The sequence below is a fragment of the Pseudomonas sp. NFR09 genome (genome assembly GCF_900111535.1).
GTDB lineage: Bacteria > Pseudomonadota > Gammaproteobacteria > Pseudomonadales > Pseudomonadaceae > Aquipseudomonas > Aquipseudomonas extremorientalis.
In genome coordinates this window covers 83,371-105,472 of record NZ_FOIH01000015.1, presented here as the reverse complement: position 1 = coordinate 105,472, position 22,102 = coordinate 83,371, and the positions used below count along the sequence as shown (strand labels likewise).

Sequence of the window (22,102 nt, the reverse complement as noted above, 5' to 3'; positions counted from 1 at the left end):
CGCCATGGCCGACTACCTGCTGCAAATGAACGGCATCGTCAAACGCTTTGGCGGGGTCAACGCGCTGAACGGCATAGATATCAAGGTGCGGCCGGGAGAATGCGTCGGCCTGTGCGGCGAGAACGGTGCCGGTAAATCCACCTTGATGAAGGTGCTGTCGGCGGTGTATCCCCACGGCACCTGGGACGGCGAAATTCTCTGGGACGGGCAGCCGCTCAAGGCCCAGTCGATCAGCGAAACCGAAGCGGCCGGTATCGTGATCATCCACCAGGAACTGACCCTGGTGCCCGACCTGTCGGTGGCCGAAAACATCTTCATGGGTCATGAACTGACCCTGCCGGGCGGGCGGATGAACTACCCGGCGATGTTCCACCGCGCCGAAGCCTTGATGCGCGAGCTCAAGGTGCCGGACATGAACGTGGCGCTGCCGGTGTCGCAGTACGGCGGCGGCCACCAGCAACTGGTGGAAATCGCCAAGGCCCTGAACAAACAGGCGCGGCTGCTGATTCTCGACGAGCCCTCCTCGGCCCTGACCCGCTCGGAAATCGAGGTGCTGCTGGACATCATCCGCGGCCTCAAGGCCAAGGGCGTGGCCTGCGTGTACATCTCCCACAAGCTCGATGAAGTGGCGGCGGTGTGCGACACCGTTGCGGTGATCCGCGACGGCAAGCACATCGCGACCACCGCCATGGCCGACATGGACATCGCACAAATCATCACCCAGATGGTCGGCCGCGAGATGAGCAACCTCTACCCCACCGCACCCCATGCGGTGGGCGAGGTGATTTTCGAGGCACGCAACGTCACCTGCCATGACGTCGACAACCCCAGGCGCAAGCGCGTGGACGATGTGTCCTTTGTGCTCAAGCGCGGGGAAATCCTCGGCATTGCCGGGCTGGTCGGTGCCGGGCGCACAGAGCTGGTGTCGGCACTGTTCGGCGCCTACCCCGGTCGCTACAGCGCCGAGGTGTGGCTGGACGGCCAGGTGATCGACACGCGCACCCCGCTCAAATCGATCCGCGCCGGGCTGTGCATGGTGCCCGAGGACCGCAAGCGCCAGGGCATCATTCCCGACTTCGGCGTGGGCCAGAACATCACCCTGGCGGTACTCGACACCTACGCGCATCTGACGCGCATCGACGCCGAAGCCGAACTGGGCAGCATCGACCAGCAGATTGCACGCCTGCACCTCAAGACCGCCAGCCCGTTCCTGCCGATCACCAGCCTGTCCGGTGGCAACCAGCAAAAGGCCGTGCTGGCGAAAATGCTGATGGCCAGGCCTCGCGTGCTGATCCTCGATGAGCCCACACGCGGGGTGGACGTGGGCGCCAAGTATGAGATCTACAAATTGATGGGCGCGCTGGCGGCCGAGGGAGTGTCGATCATCATGGTTTCCTCGGAGCTGGCCGAAGTGCTCGGCGTATCCAACCGCGTGCTGGTGATCGGCGACGGCCAGTTGCGCGGCGACTTCATCAATGACGGGCTCACCCAGGAACAGGTGCTCGCCGCGGCGCTCAGCCAACACAATAATAATGATCGGAAGACCGCGTAGATGAATCAGCTCAAACAGCTGTTTACCCGCTACAAAATGCTTGCCCTGGTGATCGCCGTGGCGGTGATCTGGCTGTTTTTCAGTTGGCAGACCGAGGGGGGCTTCCTTACACCGCGCAACCTGTCCAACCTGCTGCGGCAGATGTCGATCACCGGGATCCTGGCGTGCGGCATGGTGCTGGTGATCATCAGTGGCGAGATCGATTTGTCGGTGGGCTCGTTGCTCGGCTTGCTGGGCGGGTTGGCGGCGATCCTGGACGTGGTGTATCACGTGCCGCTGTTGGCGAACCTGAGCCTGGTTGCCCTGTGCGGCTTGATGATCGGGTTGGCCAACGGCTACATGACGGCCTACCTGCGTATCCCGTCGTTTATCGTTGGCCTGGGGGGGATGTTGGCGTTTCGCGGGATTCTCCTGGGGATCACGGGCGGTACCACCATTGCGCCGGTGTCGCCTTCCTTGGTGTATGTGGGCCAAGGGTATTTGCCCCATTCGGTCGGGATCGGCCTCGGTGTCTTACTGTTTGCCCTGACCCTGTTCCTCACCTGGAAACAACGGCGCAACCGCGCACTGCATGGCCTGGCTGCGCATTCACTGGTGCGTGATGTGCTGCGCGTGGTAGTGATCGGCGCGGTGCTGGCCGGGTTTGTCACCACCCTCAACAGCTACGACGGCATCCCCGTGCCGGTGCTGCTGTTGCTGGTACTGCTCGGTGTATTCAGCTACGTCACCAGCCAGACCGTGTTCGGCCGCCGGGTGTACGCGGTGGGCAGCAATATGGAAGCCACGCGCCTGTCGGGCATCAACGTGCAGGCAGTGAAACTGTGGATCTTCGGCATCATGGGCGTGATGTGCGCGCTCGCCGGATTGGTCAACACCGCTCGCCTGGCTGCCGGCTCGCCGTCGGCGGGTAACATGGGTGAGCTGGATGCCATAGCCGCGTGTTTTATCGGCGGCACATCGATGCGCGGCGGCTCGGGCACGGTGTATGGCGCGTTGCTCGGGGCGTTGGTGATTACCAGCCTGGATAACGGCATGTCGATGCTGGATGTGGACAGTTACTGGCAGATGATCGTGAAGGGCAGCATTCTGGTGCTGGCGGTTTGGGTGGATGTGAGTACCCGCACAGGTCGGCGCTAGGAACGCAAGATTAATGTGGGAGGTGGCTCGCCCCCGATGGCGGTGGATGAGTCAGCTTACCTGTAGCTGACTCATCCACCGCCATCGGGGGCAAGCCTATAGCGATAGAGCACAAGCCATCTGCCAGCCCGCAAATCCAATCAGACACACCCCGCTCGCTCGATTGAGCACACCAAAACCTGAACGTTCAGCAAACAGCTTCTTCATCCCCCCACCCCCTGCTGCATACAACATTTGCCCGAGAAACGAGCCCACTAGAACACCCAGCAAATTCCAGTAGATTCCCTGCCCCTGAAGCTGGGCGCCGCTGGCGATGGCATAGGAAGAAATCGCCGCAATGGTGAACGGGCTAGTCAACGTCAGTAAAAAGACCGGTACAAATCCTGCGGTGCACGTTATCTGCATCGTGCCAGCAGCGTTCTTGAATGTGGTAACACCAAGATAAAGGAGGTAGGCAATCGCTCCCCACGTCAATAGCTGATGATTGGCGACCCAAAATGCTTCGACCACCTTCAAGCCTGTAAAGGCGACAGCTGCAAATACCGCGTCGGCAACTGCCGCCCCCAGGGCTGCGGGCAATGCACTGCGAAAGCCAAAGACGATGGACTGCCTTAGAATGATCAAGGCTATCGGTCCAACGCTTATTGAAAGCAGTGTCGAAAATAGCATTGCACTCAGAAAGTCGTGCATTTACCTCACAATCTCTCTGAACATTTTTTTCTTTGCCCGACAGTGCGGACACTGAAAATTGTCGTCTAGCTCGCCCCACCTTGTTCCTGCCTCAACGTCGACTAGAAGCTCACCCAATGCCTCGGAATAAACGTAGTGACAGATCTGACACTCATAAGACTTATACATGTAGACAATCTCCAGAATTCAAAGACTCTGCGGGTCGGCAAGGCGACGATTAAGTGCCGAAAACATATGTTCAAAACCGTCCATGAATGCCATCGCACCGCGCATGGCTTGTGGAGCGATACCTGGGTTTTTCTCCAAGTATGAAATTACGATCTCCCGCCCGGTCGCTACGTGCATGGGTTCGACTTCGCAGTGGATAGCGAAGAACGCCAAGACCGGGTCTTCCTCATCCACCAAGCCATACTCACGGGCGTATTTTTTAAACCCTTCAAGAAAGTACTGAAACTCTCTGGACGAGGTCATTTCCGAAGCCAAATGAAAACCCAACGCTTCGCCCAAAAACTCGGAGCGGTACATCCTATGCGTGTTATTCCCCATCGCAGTACCCTCTGGGAGTACGTTAGACGGATTAAACAGATCAGCATCGGAAAGCCCCAGATGAGTCGTCAGTTGTTTAAACATCTGATGATGGGTAGGCAGCATATGTTTACTATGCTGGTGCAGACCATACTCATCAACCGAAGCATAAAGAATATGCGCAGCCTTGGCTGTGCCATTCCACATATCCTCCTTGATCCATTCATCCGTAACACGTGCAGCCAACGCAACGATTCCCGCAGGCACGTCTTTAAAAAAAGCCCAAAGGGTGCCAAAAAACAAGGCCATACCCTGATGCGTCAGAGGACGAGCAGAGATAATCTCGCCGAATTTTTCAAGTTCCCTAAGCGCGGCATGCCGGACAATTGCATTAGCCACCTCGTTGTAACCGGCCTCGCACACTCTATAAATCTCATTCTTAGAGAGCCTTTCATTTGATCTGTTTTTTACTGAATTTTGAGCATCCATCATTTTCATCCTTGTTTTTATAAAAAATGATTTCACACCTTTTAAAGCAAGCGATTAAATTATTTATCCGCACATAAATTTGTCAAGCCAAAACACCTCATGATTTTGTATCACACATCTTAAACGCTCACTGTAGAGCGTTCCTGCACGATAAAAAAAACCGCCAGCAAACCAGCAACTAAGTCCTACCGATAATACTGTAGGCTGCGTTTGTAAGACGAATACCATCCGAAGGAAATTCCCATCACCAATTAAACCATCCATTAGTTTATTTATTCATCAATTAAACATGCTCGCACTGACACACCCTGCTCTACACCGCCAGCTTGCTCGACAGTGCTTCGGCCACCGAACTGGATTGCGGTTAAAAAAGTGGGAGGAGGCAAGCCCCCTCCCACTTTTGCATCGGTTTACACCAGATGATCAGGCTGACGATTGCACGGCAGTCACTGGCTCAACACTACATCGCGCATCGCCGGGATGTAGCCATAGTCATAAGCCTCCTGCACAAACGAACGATCGCCCTTCAACACAATCCTGACCGTCGGCGCTTCGGTGCCGCCGATACGGTAGTCATCGCCAGTGGTGGGCACACTGTCGATAAACGATGTCACGAGGCCGTTGGGCATTACACAGTGGGAGTATGTCTGGAAGGGCTGCGAAGGCGGATTGCCGAGCACCAGGCCGGAGGCGTTCATCGGTGTGTAAGGGCCGAACAGCCGGTCGCTGACGAAACCATACACGCCATCCGGGCCCGTCACGCCGTCCGCGTAGGTGAACTTGTGACTGATGGTGAACAGGTAGTACTTGTTGTCCTGGAACACATAGTGCGGCCGTTCGGTCTGGTCGTTCACACCAACGGCGGTCACCAGCGGTGGCAAAATCTCCCATTCGTCACCGTTGAGGTCTTTGGCCACCGCAATGCCGATGCAGCCGACCTGATAACGCGCACCGCCGACATCTTCATGCCCGGGCGGCACCAGGCCTATTTCATTCGGGCCTACTTCGTGTGTCCCGCGCTCGCCGGCAACGTTGCCTTCGAACACCATGTACAACCTGCCATCTTTTGGATCGATAAAGGGGCTGGGATCGCGAAAGTTCCAAGTCGAATTTTGCGCTTCGGTTTGGTAATAGATACCGTCGGCATCAAACAACGATTTGACCTGATCAAAGCCCCGCAGGGTCACGCCGGTATCCGAGGTGACCACCTGGCCCCTGACTTTGGCAATGGTGGCGCCCGGTGTGACGCAGGTGTAATACAGGTCGATATCGCCGTTGTTATTCAGCAGGATCGGTGTACCTGCCCATTCCCGCGTGGTCGGCGAAACCCCTTCGGCCATGACACGACCGCCGAAGATCCAGTCCTTGCCGGTGCGCGAATACCAGTAGCAGATACGCGCATGGCCATGGCGGTCTTCCCAGTCGCGCTTGATGTCGTAACGGCCATCGGCGTTGATGAATTGTGGATCATGGGGGCGACGATCAGCCGTCAGGGTGAAGATCACTGACCAGCCATTGACCGATACCACCGTACCATCCAGTTCACGCAAGGGCATGGTGTCCCAGATAAAGACCGTGTCACTCATGACAGGAAAGTCAGGACTCACTAACGGCTGTGTCGTCGTCGGGTCATTCTCATTAACTTTCAGCGCATCGGCCCGTGTCCAGCGAGTGGGTGTGTGATTCGCATGTTTCATGATGATGTCCTTTTGCTGACGCTTAAGTGACAAGCGAAGATTAAATAGCACATGACAGCCAACAACTTGATAGTGGCTGAAAGAGCAAGGGATAGTTGGCTCTGCAAGTGCGAAACAAGGTTTAACATGGAAGCCTGCCTGTCGCAACATGAAGAATTATTTAGATTAGAAAGGCCATCACTGTATTTATATCCTTGATATAAATACAGTGGCACTCGCATTAATTGATCACTAAGTAGAAAGCTAGCTAATCAACTACCAAAGACCAGTGCAACCGACTGGGCGCCGGCATTCTTCTGGGTAAAATCCTTGGCTTGTGCGGCGGTCTTCAAGGTATAGCCATAGTTGGATGAGGCCGTCCACTGCGCCTTGGGCGACTTCTGATTAGTGATTGGCGGCACACTGTTGATGTCGGTGAAGGTCCCGGTGCCCTTGTCATCCAACATGCCTTTATTCTGGCTGCCTTCGCCAAAGTAATTACTTTCAGAAAGGATGTTGGCATTTTGTGCCAGGGTAAAACCGAGGTGGAAGTTATTGATGTAGTTGTTGTACACATGAAAATAACCGTAACGCATCAAGCCAGGCGCACGCACTTCCATGTTGTCGAAGCGGTTATGGCACAGTGTCAGGCGTGGGTAGCCATTGAACGCGGCATTATTATCATCCGCCGGGTGACCGAAGATCAGACCATACTTATGACTGCCAAAGAAGCAGTGACTGATGGTGGCATAATCGGCCTTTTCCCCGATATACAGCAGTTTATCTTCGCTGCCGTCAGTGGTGGACCAGCTGTGCCCGACGAAAGAGCAATGGTCAATCCAATACTTGCTGCCGTAGTTCAAGTAGACCTGGATATCGTCATTGGCCTTGATACTTGCCGAGTGCTTGAAGATAAGATTCTGCAGAATGATGTTCTGCGACTGCGCCGTTGCACGCAGGTGAATATTCTCCAGGGTGCGGTTCTGGAACGAGCCAATCAGGGTCTTGTTGGCGCCCATGTTGACTTTGGTCAGGCTCGACGCCGAGATATTACTGTTGATCACCAGTACCCGTGGGGTGGTGTCGCCGATATTGGCCTTGAGTTGATCGAGCGTGGTGATACTGACCACGGGGCCGGACCAGCCACCTGTCACTTTTGCCGCTTGGGCGAAACCGATCAGACCGGTGAGTCTGCTTTCTGGGTAGGACATGAGTTCCCTCTCTATCAATAAAAATGGCTCGGTAAGACGAGCCTGTGCATCAAGTTAATCCGTTAACTTGCACACAGTGTCTGGCAGGACTGAGGTTGCCGGTGTTGGTCGATCAGCGCTTAAACACTGTGTTTATATACAGTATTGTGCATTCGCACGACCGTCAACCCTCAAGTGGAAAACAATCGAAAGTGGGAGGGGGCAAGCCCCTCCCACATTTGCCCTGCTGTGTTCTTTTGGCCGTTATTTGGACACCGGCATCGCAAACTCCGCGCCCTGCTCGATGCTTTCCGACCAGCGCTGCATGATCGACTTTTGCTTGGTATAGAAGCGCACGCCCTCGGTGCCATAGGCGTGCATGTCGCCGAACAGACTCTTCTTCCAACCACCAAAGCCATGCCAGGCCATCGGCACCGGGATCGGCACGTTGATGCCGACCATGCCCACTTCAATGCGCCGTGCGAATTCGCGGGCGATGTGGCCGTCGCGGGTAAAGCAGCTGACGCCGTTGCCGAATTCGTGGTCGTTGACCAGCTTGATCGCCTCGGCAAAGTCATTCACGCGCACGCACGCCAGTACCGGGCCGAAGATCTCTTCGCGGTAGATGCTCATCTCTTGGGTCACGTGGTCGAACAGGGTCGCGCCGAGCCAGAAGCCATTTTCCAGGCCGGCCTCGGTGGGCACATAGTCGCGCCCATCGAGCAGCAACTGCGCGCCGGCCTGCACGCCTTGTTCGATGTAGCCGCTGATGCGCTCCAGGGCGGCGCGGGACACAATCGGGCCCATCTCGGCCTTGAGGTCGCGGCCGTCGGTGATGCGCAGGTGCCTGGCGCGCTCGGTCAGCGCCGCGATGACTTTGTCGCCCACATCGCCCACCAGCACCGCCACGGAGATGGCCATGCAGCGTTCGCCGGCACTGCCGTAGGCGGCGCCCATCAAGGCGTCGACGGTTTTGTCGAGATCGGCGTCGGGCATTACCACCATGTGGTTTTTTGCGCCGCCCAGGCCTTGCACGCGCTTGCCGTTGCGCGCACCGGTCTCGTAGATGTACTGGGCAATCGGCGTGGAGCCAACAAAGCTCACGGCCTTGACGTCCGGGTGCTCGATCAGCGCATCCACCGATTCCTTGTCGCCCTGCACCACGTTGAACACGCCTTTGGGCAGGCCGGCTTCGCGCAGCAGTTCGGCCATGAACAGCGAGGCGCTCGGGTCGGTGGGGCTTGGCTTGAGGATGAAGGTGTTGCCCGCCGCGATGGCGATCGGGTACATCCACATCGGCACCATCACCGGGAAGTTGAACGGCGTGACACCCGCCACCACGCCCAGCGGTTGGCGCATCGTCCAGTTGTCCATGCCACGGGATACCTGGTCGGAATGCTCGCCCTTGAGCAGGTTGGGGATGCCGCAGGCGAACTCCAGGATATCGATGCCACGATCCACTTCACCCTGGGCGTCGGTGAAGACCTTGCCGTGTTCGGCGACGATGATGCGCGCCAGGTCGTCCTTGCGCTCACGCAGCAGGTGCAGGTATTCGAACAGCACGCGGGCACGGCGGATCGGCGGAGTGTCGGCCCAACCGGCGAACGCGGCCTGGGCGGCGGCGACGGCTTCGGACACGGTCTGGCGGCTGGCCAGGGCGACGCGGCCGGTCTTTTCGCCGGTGGCCGGGTTGTAGACGTCCTGATAGCGATCGTCGCGGGACACGCGCTGGTCGTTGATGTAGTGCTCGATGGTGGTGGTCATGGCAGTAGATCCCAGGTGGATAGCGTTGGGGACCACGATAGGCTTTCGATTTGTTCCAAACCAGAGCAGAATCCAGAACTTATTGTCCAGCATAGCGAACAATCCACCCATGGAAAAATCCGAGATCGAAGGGCTGTGGACCCATATCCACTGGCTGTCGGTGCTGGAGGAACAAGGCACCTACACCGCCGCCGCCGCACGCCTGGGCGTGAGCAAGTCGGCGGTGAGCCAGCGTATTTCCGACCTGGAAAAAGCCACCGGCACGCGGCTGGTCACCCGCACCACGCGCAGCGTCAGGCTGACCGATGCGGGGCTGTCGTTGACCCGTGAAGTGCGCAGCGCCTATGAGCAGATCGCCCGCAGCTTTTCCTCGGTACGCGACTCGGTCGGCGAGATTCGCGGGCTGGTACGGCTGACCGCGCCGGTGGCGTTCGCCCGTCAGCAATTGGTGCCGCACTTGTCGGAATTCCTGCAACAGTACCCGCAGGTGCGCATTCAACTGGACGTGTCCGACGCCCTGAGTTCACTGGCCGCCGAAGGCTACGACCTGGCCGTGCGCCACGGCTTCCAGGTGCCGGAAACCCATGTGGCCTGGAAGCTGTGCGACACCGGCTCGGTGCTGGTCGCCACCCGGGAATACCTGCAACGCCACGGCGAGCCTCGCGAACCCAATGACCTGTGCGCCCATAACTGCCTGTTCTACCCTCGCGGCGCCGACCAGCCGGCCTGGACCTTCGAGCGTGGCACTAAAAACGTCGAACGCCTCACCGTGCCCATCGCCGGCAGCTTCGCCACCAACAACAGCGAAGCCCTGCGCGATGCGGCCCTCAATCACCTGGGCATCGCCCTGCTCCCCGACTTCAGCGCCCACGCCGCCCTGGCCGGCGGCAAGCTGGTGCAGGTGCTCAAGGGCTGGACGCTCAAGGGCGCATTCGCCAACGAGATCTACCTGATCCGACCGTATTCGCCCCATGTGCCTAAGGCGGTGAGTGCGTTGGTGGGGTTTCTGAAAACTGAATTGTCGGGTGGGTTTCGCTTTACGGGGTGATCTTTTACGCTTGCCCAACGAAACTAAAAGTCCATAATAGACAAATTAGTTTACTTGCGGAGATCCCCATGTCCAGCACACCCCATGTGATCCACCAGGCCCAGGCCCGCGAATTGCTCGGAAAAGTCGATGTGCCGCAGATCCTGCGCAAGCTGTTCCAGGACCTGGCGGCCGGGCAAGCCGTGCAGCCAGCGCAGCAACTGGTGGAGTTCCCGCACGCCGCCGGCGACTTTATCAACTACCTGGGCGTGCTGGCCGAGGATGGGGTGTACGGGGTCAAGACCTCGCCCTATATCGTGGGTGAGCAAGGGCCACTGGTGACCGCGTGGACCTTGTTGATGTCGATGCAGACCGGCCAACCCCTGCTGTTGTGCGATGCGGCCGAACTGACCACGGCCCGCACTGCGGCCACCACAGCGCTGGCGGTGGAAGCATTGGCGCCTTTATCAGCAAGGCGCCTGGCGATCATTGGCAGCGGCAAGGTGGCGCAGGCGCATTTGCACTACATCAAGCAACTGCGTGACTGGCAGCACATCAGCCTGTTTTCCCCCAGCCTGGCCCACGCCAGCGCCGAGGCTATCGCCCACCTCAAAAATCTGGACCCACGGGTGGTCATCGCCGACAGCTGCGAGGCGGCCGTGGACGACGCCGATGTGATCCTGCTGTGCACCTCGTCGGCCGGGCCGGTGCTCGACCCTGCCCGCTTGAGCAAACCGGCGCTGATTACCTCGATCAGCACCAATGCGCCCCGCGCCCATGAAGTGCCGCCCCACAGCCTCAACGCGATGCAGGTGTTCTGCGACTATCGCCAGACCACCCCGGGCGCGGCGGGTGACATGCTGATCGCCGCCGAGCAACACGGGTGGGACCCGCGTGCCATCGTGGGGGACTTGCCCGAACTGCTCAGCGAATGGGTGCAACCTCCGACCTACGACCGTCATGTATTCTTCCGCTCCATCGGCCTGGGCCTGGAAGACATCGCCCTGGCCAATGCCCTCTGGAGAGAGCTATGAACCACGCAGATTTCATCATCATCGGCGGCGGTATTGCCGGCGCCTCCACGGGGTTCTGGTTGTCGCAGCACGGCAAGGTGCGGGTGCTTGAGCGCGAAAGCCACCCGGCCTATCACTCCACCGGACGTTCGGCGGCACTGTTTACCGCCGCCTACGGCACCCCGCAGGTGCGGGCGCTGACCCTGGCCAGCCGGGCGTTTTTCGATAACCCGCCGCCCGGTTTCTGCGAACACCCGTTGCTCACGCCCCGGGGCGAAATGACCGTGGACTTCATCGGCGATGCGGCCGAGTTGAACACCCAGTACCAGAGCGCCAAGGCCACCGTGGCCGAGGTCGAATTGCTCAGCGCCGACGAGGCCTGTGCGAAGTTGCCGATCCTGCGCCGGGAAAAAGTCCACGGTGCACTGTATGACCCCACCGCCAGCGACATCGACACCGACGCCCTGCACCAGGGCTACCTGCGCGGTATCCGCCGCAACGGTGGCCAGGTGCATACCGATAGCCACGTACTCGGCTTGAGCCGCGACAGCGACGGCGTCTGGCAGGTGCAAACCCAGGACACAACCTACACCGCGCCGGTCATCATCAACGCCGCCGGCGCCTGGGCCGACCACATCGGCGGTCTCGCCGGGGCCGCGTCCATCGGCTTGCAGCCCAAGCGACGTTCGGCGTTCATCTTCGCCGGCCCCGACGGCGTCGACAGCCACCGCTGGCCGATGCTGGTGGCGCTGGACGAATCCTTCTACATGAAACCCGACGCCGGCATGTTCCTCGGCTCCCCTGCCAATGCCGACCCGGTGGCGCCTCAGGATATTCAGCCCGAAGAGCTGGACATCGCCATGGGCATCTACCAGATCGAAGAAGCCACCACCCTGACCATCCGCCGCCCGACCCGCACCTGGGCCGGCCTGCGCAGCTTCGTGCACGACGGTGATCTGCTCGCGGGTTTTGATCCGGTGGTACCGGGGCTGTTCTGGGTCGCGGCACAGGGCGGTTATGGCATCCAGACCTCACCGGCCATGGGCCAGGCCAGTGCCGCACTGGTGCGCGGCGCAGCGCTGCCGGAGGCGCTGACACGCTTCGGCCTCGACGCTGGTATGCTCTCCCCTGCCCGCCTGGAGCCCCATTGATGAACACCGCTGAACAAGACACCGTCATGCAGAACTTCCGCGCGATGGCCGACGCCATCGCCACGCTGTTCTTCCCCCACGCCGAAGCGGTGCTGCATGACCTGCGCTCGCAAAAAGTCGATTACATCGCCAATAACCTGTCCAAGCGCAGCATCGGCGATGACTCGGCGCTGGAGGACATGCTCGACGCCGACGTCAGCGAGGTCAATATCGGCCCGTACGAAAAGCTCAACTGGGATGGCCAGAAAATCCGCAGCCTGAGCACCGTGCTGCACGACCACAAGGGCCGACGCCTGGCGGTGCTGTGCATCAACCTGAATATTTCACTGTTTGAAAACGCCAAGGCGGCGCTGGACCTGTTCCTGTCGCCGAGCAAGCTGATCCCGCAGCCGGACTCGTTGTTTCGCGATGACTGGCAGGAGCGCATCAACACGTTTTTGCATGCCTGGATGCGCGAGCGGCAGTTGAGCCTGAATGTGCTGACCCGCGACCACAAGCGTGAGCTGGTGCTGGCCCTGCACGCCGAGGGGGCGTTCAAGGGCAAGAGCGCGTCGAACTATGTGGCCAATGTGCTGGGCATGGGGCGGGCGACGGTCTACAAGCATCTGAAGGAACTGAAGGGCTGAGGTGCGCACGACCGCATTTTGTGGCGAGCGGGCTTGCCCCGCGTTGGACTGCGTAGCAGGCCCATCTTTGGGGTCGCTTCGCAACCCAACGCGGGGCAAGCCCGCTCGCCACAACAAGTCCGTTGGCCTCAGGGGTTCTAATTGGCCGCGCGACAGCGCGCGTGTACCTCTCAATCGCCGTAGATATCGGCCTTGAAGTACTGCTGCGAAATCTTCTGGTACTCGCCACTGGCGCGAATGCCGTCAATGGCCGCATTCAACTGGCTGACCAATTCGGTATTGCCCTTGCGCACCGCGATGCCCGCGCCCTCGCCCACGTATTTCGGGTCCTTGAGTTCCGGGCCGACAAACGCGTAGCCCTTGCCACGGGGCATCTGCAGGAAATCATTCAAGGGGATGGTGTCGGCAAAGATCGCATCCAGTCGCCCGGCAGCCAGGTCCATGTAGATCTCTTCGTTATTGCCATAGCGCTTGACGTTGATGCCCTTGGGCTCGAACACCTCGGTGGCGTAGCGATCCGTGGTGGTCGCACGCTGCACCCCCACCGTCTTGCCCTTGAGGCTGGCGTACTGGTCATCCACCACCGCCCCCTCCTTCATCACCAGGCGCGATGAGGTGAAGTAGTACTTGTGGGTGAAATCCACCGACTTCTTGCGGTCTTCGTTGATGGTCATGGACGACAGCGCCATGTCGATTTTCTTGACCTTGAGGGACGGAATCAGACCGTCGAACTCACCTTCGACCCACACGCACTTGACCTTCATCTGCGTGCACAGCGCATTGCCGATGTCGTAGTCGAACCCGACGATCTTGCCTTCCTGGGTCTTGGAGGCGAACGGTGGGTAAGCCGCCTCGATACCGATGCGCAGGGTTTTCTCGGCGGCGACCAAGGGGCCGGATGCAAGCAGGCTCAAGGCCAGGGCGGTAATGAGGGAGCGTTTCTGCATGATCGTGGTCTCGCAAGTTGTTGTTGGTTTGGCAAGAGTGAGAAAGAGATGAATCGTGCACTTTTGTACTTATAATTCCATCTTGGACTTTTACGTCTCAATCGTCAATCTCACTGCTGCCTGGCGCGACACCCATGACTTTTTTGCACAACGCACCGGTGTTTTTGGGCGTTCTGCTCTGATTTATGCGTGCCTATACTCGGTCCAGCCTCTCGGCTAAACCGAGGGTCAGTCCCCACAACAATAATTAAGGACAGCCACCATGACCCAGCCCTTCCTGGCCGCTCGGGATTTTCTGCTCGCTCACCGCACCGACTACGCCACTGCCGTCCGGGACTTCCGTTGGCCGCAACTGGATGCATTCAACTGGGCCTTGGACTATTTCGACACGATGGCCGAGGGCAATGCGGCGCATGCGCTGTGGATCGTCGAGGAAGACGGCAGTGAGCAACGCTACAGCTTCCAGCAACTGGCCACGCGCTCCAACCAGGTGGCCAATCACTTGCGCGCACTCGGTGTACGTCGCGGTGACCGGGTGCTATTGATGCTCGGCAACGATGTGGCGCTGTGGGACACCATGCTCGCCGCGTTCAAGCTCGGCGCCGTGGTCATTCCCGCCACCGCCCTGCTGAACCCCGACGACCTGCGCGACCGCATCGAGCGCGGGCAGGTGCGCCATCTGGTGGTCGGCGAGGCCCACGTACCTAAATTCGACGGGCTGGCAGACGGTTGCAACCGCATCTGTGTGGGCGCGGCACCGCAGGGTTGGGTCGCCCACAACGCCGCCTTTGAATACCCCGATCATTTCGAGGCCGAAGGCCGCACCCTGGCCACCGACCCGATGCTGCTCTATTTCACCTCCGGCACCACGTCCAAACCGAAGATGGTGCTGCACAGCCACCAGAGTTACCCGGTGGGCCACCTGTCGACCATGTACTGGATTGGCCTGCAGCCGGGCGATCTGCACCTGAATATCTCCTCGCCCGGTTGGGCCAAGCATGCCTGGAGTTGCCTGTTCGCCCCCTGGAATGCCGGTGCGTGCATCTTTATCCATAACGTCGCGCGGTTCAGCGCGCCGGCCCTGCTCAGTGCCTTGGAACGCTACGGCGTGACCAGCCTGTGTGCGCCGCCCACGGTATGGCGCATGCTGATCCAGGAGGATCTTGCCAGCTATAAATCGCGCCTGAGCCTGCGCGAATTGGTAGGCGCCGGTGAGCCGCTGAACCCGGAAATCATCGAGCAGATCCAGCACGCCTGGGGCCTGCCGTTGCGCGACGGTTTCGGCCAATCGGAAACCACCGCGCTGGTGGGCAATACCCCAGGCCAGGTGCTCAAGCCCGGTTCCATGGGCCGTCCGCTGCCGGGCTACAAGGTGGCCTTGCTCGACCCGGATGGCAATCCCGGCAGCGAAGGCGAAGTCGCCCTGCCCCTGGACGTGCGCCCTCTCGGGCTGATGCTCTGCTACGAAGACAGCCCGGAGAAAACCGCCGAGGTCATGCGTGACGGCTACTACCGCACCGGCGACACCGCGCAGGTCGACGCCGACGGCTACATCACCTTCGTCGGTCGCGCCGACGATGTGTTCAAGGCCTCCGACTACCGCATCAGCCCGTTCGAGCTGGAAAGCGCCTTGATCGAACACCCGGCGGTCATGGAAGTGGCCGTGGTGCCGAGCCCAGACCCGCTGCGCCTGGCGGTGCCCAAGGCGTTCCTGATCCTGGCCCACGATGCTGCGGGCGACGCCGAGCTGGCCCGGCACATCCTGGCTTTTGCCCGCGAGCACCTGGCGCCGTACAAACGGGTGCGGCGTATCGAGTTCGTCAGCGAACTGCCCAAGACCATCTCCGGCAAGATCCGCCGCGTGGAGTTGCGCCAGATGGAGGTGGTGCGGCGCCAGGGCGATACGCGTGGCGAGCGGGAACACTTCGAGGAAGATTTCGCTTAACCAAAGCCCCGTGATGCAGGTGGCTGCACTCGGCGGGGCGCGCTGCACGCCAGTCGATCAGGCCACCTTGAAACGATTGACCAGGCGTTGCTGCTGCTCGGCCAGGCGCGCCAGCTCCTGGCTGGTAGCGGCCGTCTGTTCAGCCCCGGCACTGACCTGGATCACCAGGTCATTGATCTCGTTGACGTTGCGGTTGATGTCCTCCGAGACCGCACTCTGCTCTTCGGCGGCCGATGCGATCTGCATGTTGCGATCACTGATCCCCGACACCCCTTCGGCGATCTCTTGCAGCAACTCACCCGCTCGTTCCACCTTGCTCGCACCGTCCTGCGCCTTGCCCAGGGTTTCTTGCATGGACGTGGCCGCACGGTCGGAGCCGGTCTGCAGGTTGCTGATCATCTGTTGAATACTGCCCGTGGACTCCTGGGTCTTCTGCGCAAGCACACGGACTTCGGACGCCACCACCGCGAACCCACGGCCGTGATCCCCGGCCCGCGCCGCTTCGATCGCCGCATTCAAGGCCAGCAGATTGGTTTGCTCGGCGATGCCCCGAATAACGTCAAGCACAGTGGAAATGCCGTCGCTTTCCTGCTTGAGATCGCCAATGATCAGCGCGGTTTCCTCGGCCTGCCCCGAGAGCTGGCGGATCAGTGCGATGGTGCTTTCTATTTCGGCACGCCCTTGTGCGGTGCTGGTATTGACCCGTTGCGACATCTGCGCCGCATCGTTGGTGCTGTGCGCCACTTCGCGCACGGTGGCACTCATCTGGTTGATCGCCGTCGCCACCAGCTCGGTGCTCTGGCGTTGCTGCTCGACGCTCTGGCTGGTCTGGATCGTGACCGTGGAGGACTCCTCCGCCGCCGTCGCCACTTGGGCGGTGGCGTTGCCGATTTCCTGCACGACGCCACTGATCTCTTGCGCCATGCGGTTGAGGTTGTGTGAGATCTGGCCGAATTCGTCGCGGCTCTGGTACGTCGCCCGTGCCGTGAGGTCGCGCTGCGCCAGGTCGTTCAGCACCCGGTTCAGGTCGCGCACCGCCGAGCCGATCATGCGGATAATCAGCCAGGACAACACCACAACCGCCAACAGCGCCACCACCACCGCGCCCAGGGTCAACCACAGGGCACGACTGGCGGCATCGCGTTCATGCTTCGCCAGGTCGCTGACACTTTGGCCCAGGGTTTCTTCCACTTGGCTCATCAGGTCGATGCGTCGAGTGGAGGTTTCAAACCACGCCTCTGGCTTGATGCCCAGCGCCTGCCCCATCGGCACCTCAAATGCCAGGCGTTGCAGTTTGCCGACTTCCACGGCGGCGGGTTTTTGCATCTGCTCATCGAACTGTTGAAGCGTGGCTACCGGTGCCTTGCGGCGGAACGCATCGTAGTAGGCATTGAACTCACCCAGGTTACGGCTGAAGCGTGACAGCAGCGTCGCATCAAAGCGATCCTGATTGAATACCAGCCCCAGTATCACGCGCTCGCGTCCGGCGCGCTCTTTCATTTCGATGAATTGGTTCAACGCGCCGAGGGCATAGACCAGGGTTGCGTTGTTGACGCTGGCCTCCAGGGAATGGGTATACCCCACCAGGGCCTGGATGATCTCGGTGTAGCGCGCGCCGGATTCGGTGCTATTGATGCCCAGCTTGTCGATCTGTGCACGGGTCGCCGGCAGTTGGTCCAAGGCACGCTGCACGCCATCCAGGCTCGCACCACCCGACGCCCTCAAGCCGCGTACCACCTCGACCGCCGCGCTGGAGTCCTGGCGCATCTGCAACATCCTGTCGCCCATCGACTGGCCACCACTGCCCAGGAAAACCCCGCTGGCACCACGCTCACGTTGTAGCGTGGTGATGAGTCGGCTCAGCTTCTGCGCGGTGGCGCTGGCCGTCACCGTGGCGTCCATGTCGCGCAGCGTCTTGTAGTTGTCCACCACGAACACGCCGGCCAATGTCAGGAACCCGAGCATGGGCAGCAGCAGGATCAACAACAGTTTCAGACGCAGTGGTGCATTCTTGAGCATTTGCCTAAAGCCTCATTTCCATGGATCGCAATGACGCACCGCGCCAGAATAGTGGCGCCATGATATCACCGCTACACACCGCTCTACGCTCGCCATGCCCATTCGTGGCCCCCGATTCGAGCTTGTATTGACCTGGGTCAATCGCCGCTTCGATAACACCAGATTGGCTCATTTCTCTTGAATACTTGCCTGATCCTCCGACTTATCGATTAACGGATAGATAGCCCTTGCGCGCTGGTCTAGAGTTCGACAATAAGCGGCCACTGCGTTCACATCTAAAACAGGCCGCACCTACCGATGATCAGCAGGTGAGCCATGGAATTACGAATCAACCAAAAGGCCTATCAGGTCGATGCCGACGCGGACACGCCATTGCTGTGGGTGATCCGCGATGACCTGGGCCTGACCGGCACCAAGTACGGCTGCGGCCTGGCCCAGTGCGGCGCCTGTTCGGTGCTGGTGGACGGCAATGTGGTGCGCTCCTGCGTCACGCCGGTGGCCGGGGTGGTCGGGCGTGAAATCACCACCATCGAGGCGATTGAAGACGACGAGGTCGGCAAGCGTGTGGTCGCGACCTGGGTCGAGCAACAGGTGGCGCAATGCGGCTACTGCCAGTCCGGGCAGGTGATGGCGGCCACTGCGCTGCTCAAGCACACCCCCGCGCCGAGCAAGGCGCAGATCGACGCCGCCATGGTCAACCTGTGCCGCTGCGGCACCTACAACGCCATCCATGCGGCCGTCGACGCCCTGGCCAAGCAGGAGGGCGCGTGATGAACATCCTCGACGAACTGCTCGACGCACCGGTCAACCTGTCACGCCGCCGCTTTCTGGCGAGTACCGCCGTAGGTGCGCTGGTCATCGGTTTCGGCCTGCCATTGGGCTCGGGCCGGGTACAAGCCGCCACTACCGCTGAACGCGGCACCCAGGTGCCGGCGTTTCTGGAGATTCGCCCGGACGGCACGGTGCGCCTGCTCAGCCCGTTCATGGAAGGCGGGCAAGGCACCCATACCGCCATGGCGCAGATCGTCGGCGAAGAGCTGGATGCCGACCCCGCCACCTTCATCGTCGAGGCCGCCCCGCCTGGCGAAGCCTATGTGGTGATGGAAAACGGTATGCGCATCACCGGCGGCAGCATGTCGGTGCGCATGAGCTACCCGACCATGCGCCGTCTCGGTGCCCTCGGCCGCGCCATGTTGCTGCAGGCCGGCGCCAAACAATTGGGCGTGCCGGTGGGCGAACTGACCACCCAACCTGGCCGAGTCGTGCACGCGGCATCCGGCCGTTCGCTGGGGTATGGCGAACTGGCCAGCAGCGCCCTCGACATGCCAGTGCCCGATCCTGCCAGCATTACCCTGCGCGACCCGAGCCAGTTCCGCTGGATCGGCAAGCCGGTCAAGCGCCTGGACGCCTACGACAAATCCACCGGCAAGGCGCTCTACAGCATCGACCTGAAAGTCGACACCATGCTCCACGCCGCCGTCCAGCATGCGCCACGTCTGGGCATGACTGTGGGCAGCCTGCGCAACCAGGCGCAGGTCGAAGGCATGAAGGGCGTGCATTCGGTACACGTGCTGCCGGGCGCGGTGGCGGTGGTGGCTGAACGCTGGTGGCACGCCAAGCGTGCGGTGGAAGCGGTCCAGGTCGACTGGCAGGAAGCGGCGGCCGGCTCGACGCTGCGCGTGATGCCGGCGGACTTCTCCAGCGACAAGCATTTCGAGTTCCTCGCCGCCCAGCAGGGCCCGGCCCGTGATGACGAAAACGAAGGCGACGTGGCCGCCGCGCTGAAAGGCGCCAAGACCCAGGTCGAAGCGACGTATCACAACCAGTACCTCAACCACGGCCAGTTGGAGCCGCCCTCCGCCCTGGCCCGCTTCAACCCGGATGGCACCCTGGATATCTGGCTGCCCAACCAGGCGCCGGACATGTTCCGCGCCGATATCGCCAAGCGCACCGGCCTGGACCCTGCGCAGATCAACCTGCATTCACCGTTGCTCGGCGGTTTTTTCGGCCGGCATTTCCTGTATGACTCAGCCAACCCCTACCCGCAGGCCATCGCGCTCGCCAAGGCGGTGGGTCGTCCGGTCAAGCTGATCTGGAGCCGAGAAGAAGAGTTCCTGCGCGATGTATTGCGCCCGGTGGCCGTGGTCAAGTTCCGCGCCGCACTGGATGACAAAGGCCTGCCGGTGGCCATCGAAGCGGTAAGCGCCACCGAAGGCCCGACCGAAGCCCTCGCCGGCAAACAGGGCGACAAGATCGACCCTACGGCACTGGAAGGATTGTCGGGCAAGTCCTACGCCATCCCCAACAAACGCATCGCACAGATCTACGTCAAAGGCGCGCCCATGCTCGGTTACTGGCGTTCGGTGGGTAATTCGCTGAATGACTTTTTCTACGAGTCGTTCCTCGACGAACTGGCGGACAAGGGCAAACACGACCCCTATGAACTGCGCCTGCACCTGCTGCGCGACAACCCACGGCTGACCACCTTGCTGCAAGCGGCGGTTGAACTGTCCGGCGGCTGGAAGCGCGGCCCCTTTACCGCCGAAGACGGCAGCCGGCGTGCACGCGGCGTGGCCATGGCCTCGCCGTTCGGTTCCCACACGGCGGCGATTGCCGAGGTGTCCATCGAGAATGGCAAGGTCAGGGTGCACGATATCTGGCAGGCCATCGACCCGGGCAGCATCGTCAACCCGGCGATTGTCGAGGCTCAGGTGAATGGCGCGGTGGCGCTGGGCTTGTCACAGACCTTGCTGGAAGAAGCGGTGTACGTGGACGGCAAGCCACGGGCGCGCAACTACGACCTGTACCCGATCCTGGCGCCGGCGCAGATGGCGCGGGTGCATGTGCGGGTCGTCGAGAGTGGCGAAAAGATGGGTGGTATCGGCGAGCCGCCGTTGCCTGCCGTGGCACCGGCCGTGGCGAATGCGGTGGCGCAATTGACCGGCCAGCGTGTTCGCAGCCTGCCCTTGAGCCGACACACCTTCAGCTGACTTTCAGGAAATGCCCATGAACAACCGTCGATTCGCAAGAACCGCAGGCTGGCTGGCGCTGCCCTGCCTGGTCGCGGCAGGCCTGCTGGCCTGGTACGTCACCCGTGAGCCCGCCACACCGTTTGCACAAGCGCCGGCCACCGCCACCTTCGAGCCGGCCCTGGTCAGCCGCGGCGAATATGTCGCGCGTCTCAGCGACTGCGTGGCCTGCCACAGTTTGCCGGGCAAGGCGCCGTTCGCCGGTGGCCTGGAAATGGCCACGCCGTTGGGGGCAATCCATGCCACCAACATCACGCCGGACAAAACCACCGGGATCGGCAGCTACAGCCTGGCCGACTTCGACCGTGCGGTACGCCACGGCGTGGCGCCGGGTGGTCGACGGCTGTACCCGGCGATGCCCTACCCGTCCTACGTCAAGCTCAGCGACGATGACGTGAAAGCGCTGTACGCGTTCTTCATGCAAGGCGTGCAACCGGCCAACCAGGCGAATATCCCCAGTGATATTCCCTGGCCGCTGAATATGCGCTGGCCCATCGCGCTGTGGAACGGCGTGTTCGCGCCCACTGCAACTTATGCAGCCAAACCCAACCAGGATGCGCTGTGGAACCGCGGCGCCTACATCGTCCAAGGCCCCGGCCACTGCGGCAGTTGCCACACGCCGCGCGGGCTGGCCTTCAACGAGAAGGCGCTGGACGAATCCGGTGCGCCGTTCCTCGCCGGTGCCCTGCTCGACGGCTGGTATGCACCGAGCCTGCGCCAGGACCCCAACACCGGGCTGGGCCGCTGGGAAGAGGCGCAGATCGTGCAGTTCCTCAAGACCGGGCGCAATGCCCATGCGGTGGTCTACGGCTCGATGACCGAAGCGTTCAACAACTCTACGCAGTTCATGCAGGACGACGACCTGGCCGCCATCGCCCGCTACCTCAAGTCACTGCCCGGTGACCCGCAGCGCGACGGCACTTCCTGGCAGTATCAGGCGGCCGCCACCAACCCGGACGCCCCCGGCGCCCACACCTACGCCACCCGCTGCGCCTCCTGCCATGGCCTCGACGGCAAGGGCCAGCCCGAATGGATGCCGCCCCTGGCCGGCGCCACCTCGGCCCTGGCCAAGGAAAGCGCCTCGGCGATCAACATCACCCTCAACGGTTCGCAACGCGTGGTAGCCGCCGGCGTGCCGGACGCCTATCGCATGCCGGCGTTCCGCGAGCAACTGACCGACCAGCAAATCGCCGAGGTGCTCAGCTACGTGCGCGGCACCTGGGGTAACAACGGCGGTGCGGTGGATGTGGAGGCGGTGGGCAAGTTGCGCGGGCATACCGACCCGGCGAGCAGCAGTCCGATCATCTTGCATATGCGCTGAG

At 61.1% G+C, this 22,102-nt stretch carries 18 protein-coding genes; 10 read left to right on the top strand and 8 right to left on the bottom strand.

Annotated elements, in window-relative coordinates; translation table 11 throughout:
* Window positions 1–4 precede the first annotated feature (4 nt).
* Both xylG and BMX59_RS27265 read left to right on the top strand, forming a co-directional pair.
* Window positions 5–1,552, top strand: coding sequence for a D-xylose ABC transporter ATP-binding protein (gene xylG, locus BMX59_RS27270; protein ID WP_092246072.1), 1,548 nt, complete (start codon window positions 5–7; stop codon window positions 1,550–1,552).
* On the top strand, window positions 1,553–2,689 hold the full coding sequence (locus BMX59_RS27265) for a sugar ABC transporter permease (protein ID WP_092246075.1): 1,137 nt from the start codon (window positions 1,553–1,555) through the stop codon (window positions 2,687–2,689). It begins immediately after the preceding gene.
* A 96-nt stretch (window positions 2,690–2,785) separates the two neighbouring features.
* Here BMX59_RS27265 and BMX59_RS27260 read toward each other — a convergent pair whose 3' ends face one another.
* From BMX59_RS27260 to BMX59_RS27235, 6 genes are all read right to left on the bottom strand, one after another.
* A complete protein-coding gene (locus BMX59_RS27260; RefSeq protein WP_071491489.1) occupies window positions 2,786–3,379 on the bottom strand; it encodes a LysE family translocator in 594 nt (197 codons plus the stop codon).
* Window positions 3,380–3,547, bottom strand: coding sequence for a rubredoxin (locus BMX59_RS31235; protein WP_081049337.1), 168 nt, complete (start codon window positions 3,545–3,547; stop codon window positions 3,380–3,382).
* Between the two features lie 18 nt (window positions 3,548–3,565).
* Window positions 3,566–4,393, bottom strand: a complete 828-nt coding sequence (locus BMX59_RS27250; protein WP_058427036.1) for an iron-containing redox enzyme family protein — start codon at window positions 4,391–4,393, stop codon at window positions 3,566–3,568.
* Between the two features lie 446 nt (window positions 4,394–4,839).
* Window positions 4,840–6,090, bottom strand: a complete 1,251-nt coding sequence (locus BMX59_RS27245) for a glycoside hydrolase family 68 protein (RefSeq protein ID WP_071491491.1) — start codon at window positions 6,088–6,090, stop codon at window positions 4,840–4,842.
* Window positions 6,091–6,341: 251 nt separating this feature from the next.
* A complete protein-coding gene (locus BMX59_RS27240) occupies window positions 6,342–7,280 on the bottom strand; it encodes a pectate lyase family protein (protein ID WP_092246085.1) in 939 nt (312 codons plus the stop codon).
* Between the two features lie 243 nt (window positions 7,281–7,523).
* Window positions 7,524–9,023: a CoA-acylating methylmalonate-semialdehyde dehydrogenase gene (locus BMX59_RS27235; RefSeq protein ID WP_092246087.1), complete on the bottom strand. Its 1,500-nt coding sequence runs from the start codon at window positions 9,021–9,023 to the stop codon at window positions 7,524–7,526.
* Window positions 9,024–9,132: 109 nt separating this feature from the next.
* Here BMX59_RS27235 and BMX59_RS27230 point away from each other — a divergent pair, with 109 nt between their 5' ends.
* The 4 genes from BMX59_RS27230 (at window position 9,133) to BMX59_RS27215 (ending at window position 12,840) form a co-directional block, all read left to right on the top strand.
* Window positions 9,133–10,071 (top strand): LysR family transcriptional regulator, encoded by a 939-nt coding sequence (locus tag BMX59_RS27230; protein WP_092246090.1) that lies wholly within the window; start codon window positions 9,133–9,135, stop codon window positions 10,069–10,071.
* A 68-nt stretch (window positions 10,072–10,139) separates the two neighbouring features.
* Window positions 10,140–11,084, top strand: a complete 945-nt coding sequence (locus BMX59_RS27225; RefSeq protein ID WP_093127964.1) for an ornithine cyclodeaminase family protein — start codon at window positions 10,140–10,142, stop codon at window positions 11,082–11,084.
* Window positions 11,081–12,214 carry an NAD(P)/FAD-dependent oxidoreductase gene (locus tag BMX59_RS27220; RefSeq protein ID WP_092246096.1) on the top strand — a complete coding sequence of 378 codons (1,134 nt, stop codon included), beginning with the start codon at window positions 11,081–11,083 and terminating at the stop codon, window positions 12,212–12,214. Before BMX59_RS27225 ends, BMX59_RS27220 begins: the two co-directional genes overlap by 4 nt.
* Window positions 12,214–12,840, top strand: coding sequence for a helix-turn-helix transcriptional regulator (locus BMX59_RS27215; RefSeq protein WP_071491497.1), 627 nt, complete (start codon window positions 12,214–12,216; stop codon window positions 12,838–12,840). The genes BMX59_RS27220 and BMX59_RS27215 overlap by 1 nt, the downstream gene beginning before the upstream one ends.
* 170 nt (window positions 12,841–13,010) lie before the next feature.
* Here the strand turns inward: BMX59_RS27215 and BMX59_RS27210 are convergent, their stop codons facing one another.
* On the bottom strand, window positions 13,011–13,787 hold the full coding sequence (locus BMX59_RS27210; protein WP_092246099.1) for an ABC transporter substrate-binding protein: 777 nt from the start codon (window positions 13,785–13,787) through the stop codon (window positions 13,011–13,013).
* Between the two features lie 262 nt (window positions 13,788–14,049).
* Here BMX59_RS27210 and BMX59_RS27205 point away from each other — a divergent pair, with 262 nt between their 5' ends.
* Window positions 14,050–15,732 carry an AMP-binding protein gene (locus tag BMX59_RS27205; RefSeq protein WP_093127960.1) on the top strand — a complete coding sequence of 561 codons (1,683 nt, stop codon included), beginning with the start codon at window positions 14,050–14,052 and terminating at the stop codon, window positions 15,730–15,732.
* A gap of 57 nt (window positions 15,733–15,789) precedes the next feature.
* Here BMX59_RS27205 and BMX59_RS27200 read toward each other — a convergent pair whose 3' ends face one another.
* Window positions 15,790–17,634: a methyl-accepting chemotaxis protein gene (locus tag BMX59_RS27200; RefSeq protein WP_371914394.1), complete on the bottom strand. Its 1,845-nt coding sequence runs from the start codon at window positions 17,632–17,634 to the stop codon at window positions 15,790–15,792.
* Window positions 17,635–18,066: 432 nt separating this feature from the next.
* Between BMX59_RS27200 and BMX59_RS27195 the strand changes: the two genes are divergently transcribed.
* The 3 genes from BMX59_RS27195 to BMX59_RS27185 are packed head-to-tail and all read left to right on the top strand — an operon-like array spanning window position 18,067 to window position 22,101.
* Complete coding sequence (locus tag BMX59_RS27195) at window positions 18,067–18,522, top strand: (2Fe-2S)-binding protein (protein WP_058427060.1); 456 nt, start codon at window positions 18,067–18,069, stop codon at window positions 18,520–18,522.
* Window positions 18,522–20,741: a xanthine dehydrogenase family protein molybdopterin-binding subunit gene (locus BMX59_RS27190; RefSeq protein ID WP_093127955.1), complete on the top strand. Its 2,220-nt coding sequence runs from the start codon at window positions 18,522–18,524 to the stop codon at window positions 20,739–20,741. The genes BMX59_RS27195 and BMX59_RS27190 overlap by 1 nt, the downstream gene beginning before the upstream one ends.
* Window positions 20,742–20,757: 16 nt before the next feature.
* Window positions 20,758–22,101, top strand: a complete 1,344-nt coding sequence (locus tag BMX59_RS27185; protein WP_093127952.1) for a c-type cytochrome — start codon at window positions 20,758–20,760, stop codon at window positions 22,099–22,101.
* The last annotated feature ends 1 nt before the right edge of the window (window position 22,102 follow it).

What these genes read in the sequence shown, in the direction of transcription:
- xylG (WP_092246072.1), top strand. Translation starts at nt 5, where the DNA reads ATGGCCGACTACCTGCTGCAAATGAACGGCATCGTCAAACGCTTTGGC.
- BMX59_RS27265 (WP_092246075.1), top strand. Translation starts at nt 1,553, where the DNA reads ATGAATCAGCTCAAACAGCTGTTTACCCGCTACAAAATGCTTGCCCTG.
- BMX59_RS27260 (WP_071491489.1), bottom strand. Translation starts at nt 3,379, where the DNA reads ATGCACGACTTTCTGAGTGCAATGCTATTTTCGACACTGCTTTCAATA.
- BMX59_RS31235 (WP_081049337.1), bottom strand. Translation starts at nt 3,547, where the DNA reads ATGTATAAGTCTTATGAGTGTCAGATCTGTCACTACGTTTATTCCGAG.
- BMX59_RS27250 (WP_058427036.1), bottom strand. Translation starts at nt 4,393, where the DNA reads ATGGATGCTCAAAATTCAGTAAAAAACAGATCAAATGAAAGGCTCTCT.
- BMX59_RS27245 (WP_071491491.1), bottom strand. Translation starts at nt 6,090, where the DNA reads ATGAAACATGCGAATCACACACCCACTCGCTGGACACGGGCCGATGCG.
- BMX59_RS27240 (WP_092246085.1), bottom strand. Translation starts at nt 7,280, where the DNA reads ATGTCCTACCCAGAAAGCAGACTCACCGGTCTGATCGGTTTCGCCCAA.
- BMX59_RS27235 (WP_092246087.1), bottom strand. Translation starts at nt 9,023, where the DNA reads ATGACCACCACCATCGAGCACTACATCAACGACCAGCGCGTGTCCCGC.
- BMX59_RS27230 (WP_092246090.1), top strand. Translation starts at nt 9,133, where the DNA reads ATGGAAAAATCCGAGATCGAAGGGCTGTGGACCCATATCCACTGGCTG.
- BMX59_RS27225 (WP_093127964.1), top strand. Translation starts at nt 10,140, where the DNA reads ATGTCCAGCACACCCCATGTGATCCACCAGGCCCAGGCCCGCGAATTG.
- BMX59_RS27220 (WP_092246096.1), top strand. Translation starts at nt 11,081, where the DNA reads ATGAACCACGCAGATTTCATCATCATCGGCGGCGGTATTGCCGGCGCC.
- BMX59_RS27215 (WP_071491497.1), top strand. Translation starts at nt 12,214, where the DNA reads ATGAACACCGCTGAACAAGACACCGTCATGCAGAACTTCCGCGCGATG.
- BMX59_RS27210 (WP_092246099.1), bottom strand. Translation starts at nt 13,787, where the DNA reads ATGCAGAAACGCTCCCTCATTACCGCCCTGGCCTTGAGCCTGCTTGCA.
- BMX59_RS27205 (WP_093127960.1), top strand. Translation starts at nt 14,050, where the DNA reads ATGACCCAGCCCTTCCTGGCCGCTCGGGATTTTCTGCTCGCTCACCGC.
- BMX59_RS27200 (WP_371914394.1), bottom strand. Translation starts at nt 17,634, where the DNA reads ATGGACGCCACGGTGACGGCCAGCGCCACCGCGCAGAAGCTGAGCCGA.
- BMX59_RS27195 (WP_058427060.1), top strand. Translation starts at nt 18,067, where the DNA reads ATGGAATTACGAATCAACCAAAAGGCCTATCAGGTCGATGCCGACGCG.
- BMX59_RS27190 (WP_093127955.1), top strand. Translation starts at nt 18,522, where the DNA reads ATGAACATCCTCGACGAACTGCTCGACGCACCGGTCAACCTGTCACGC.
- BMX59_RS27185 (WP_093127952.1), top strand. Translation starts at nt 20,758, where the DNA reads ATGAACAACCGTCGATTCGCAAGAACCGCAGGCTGGCTGGCGCTGCCC.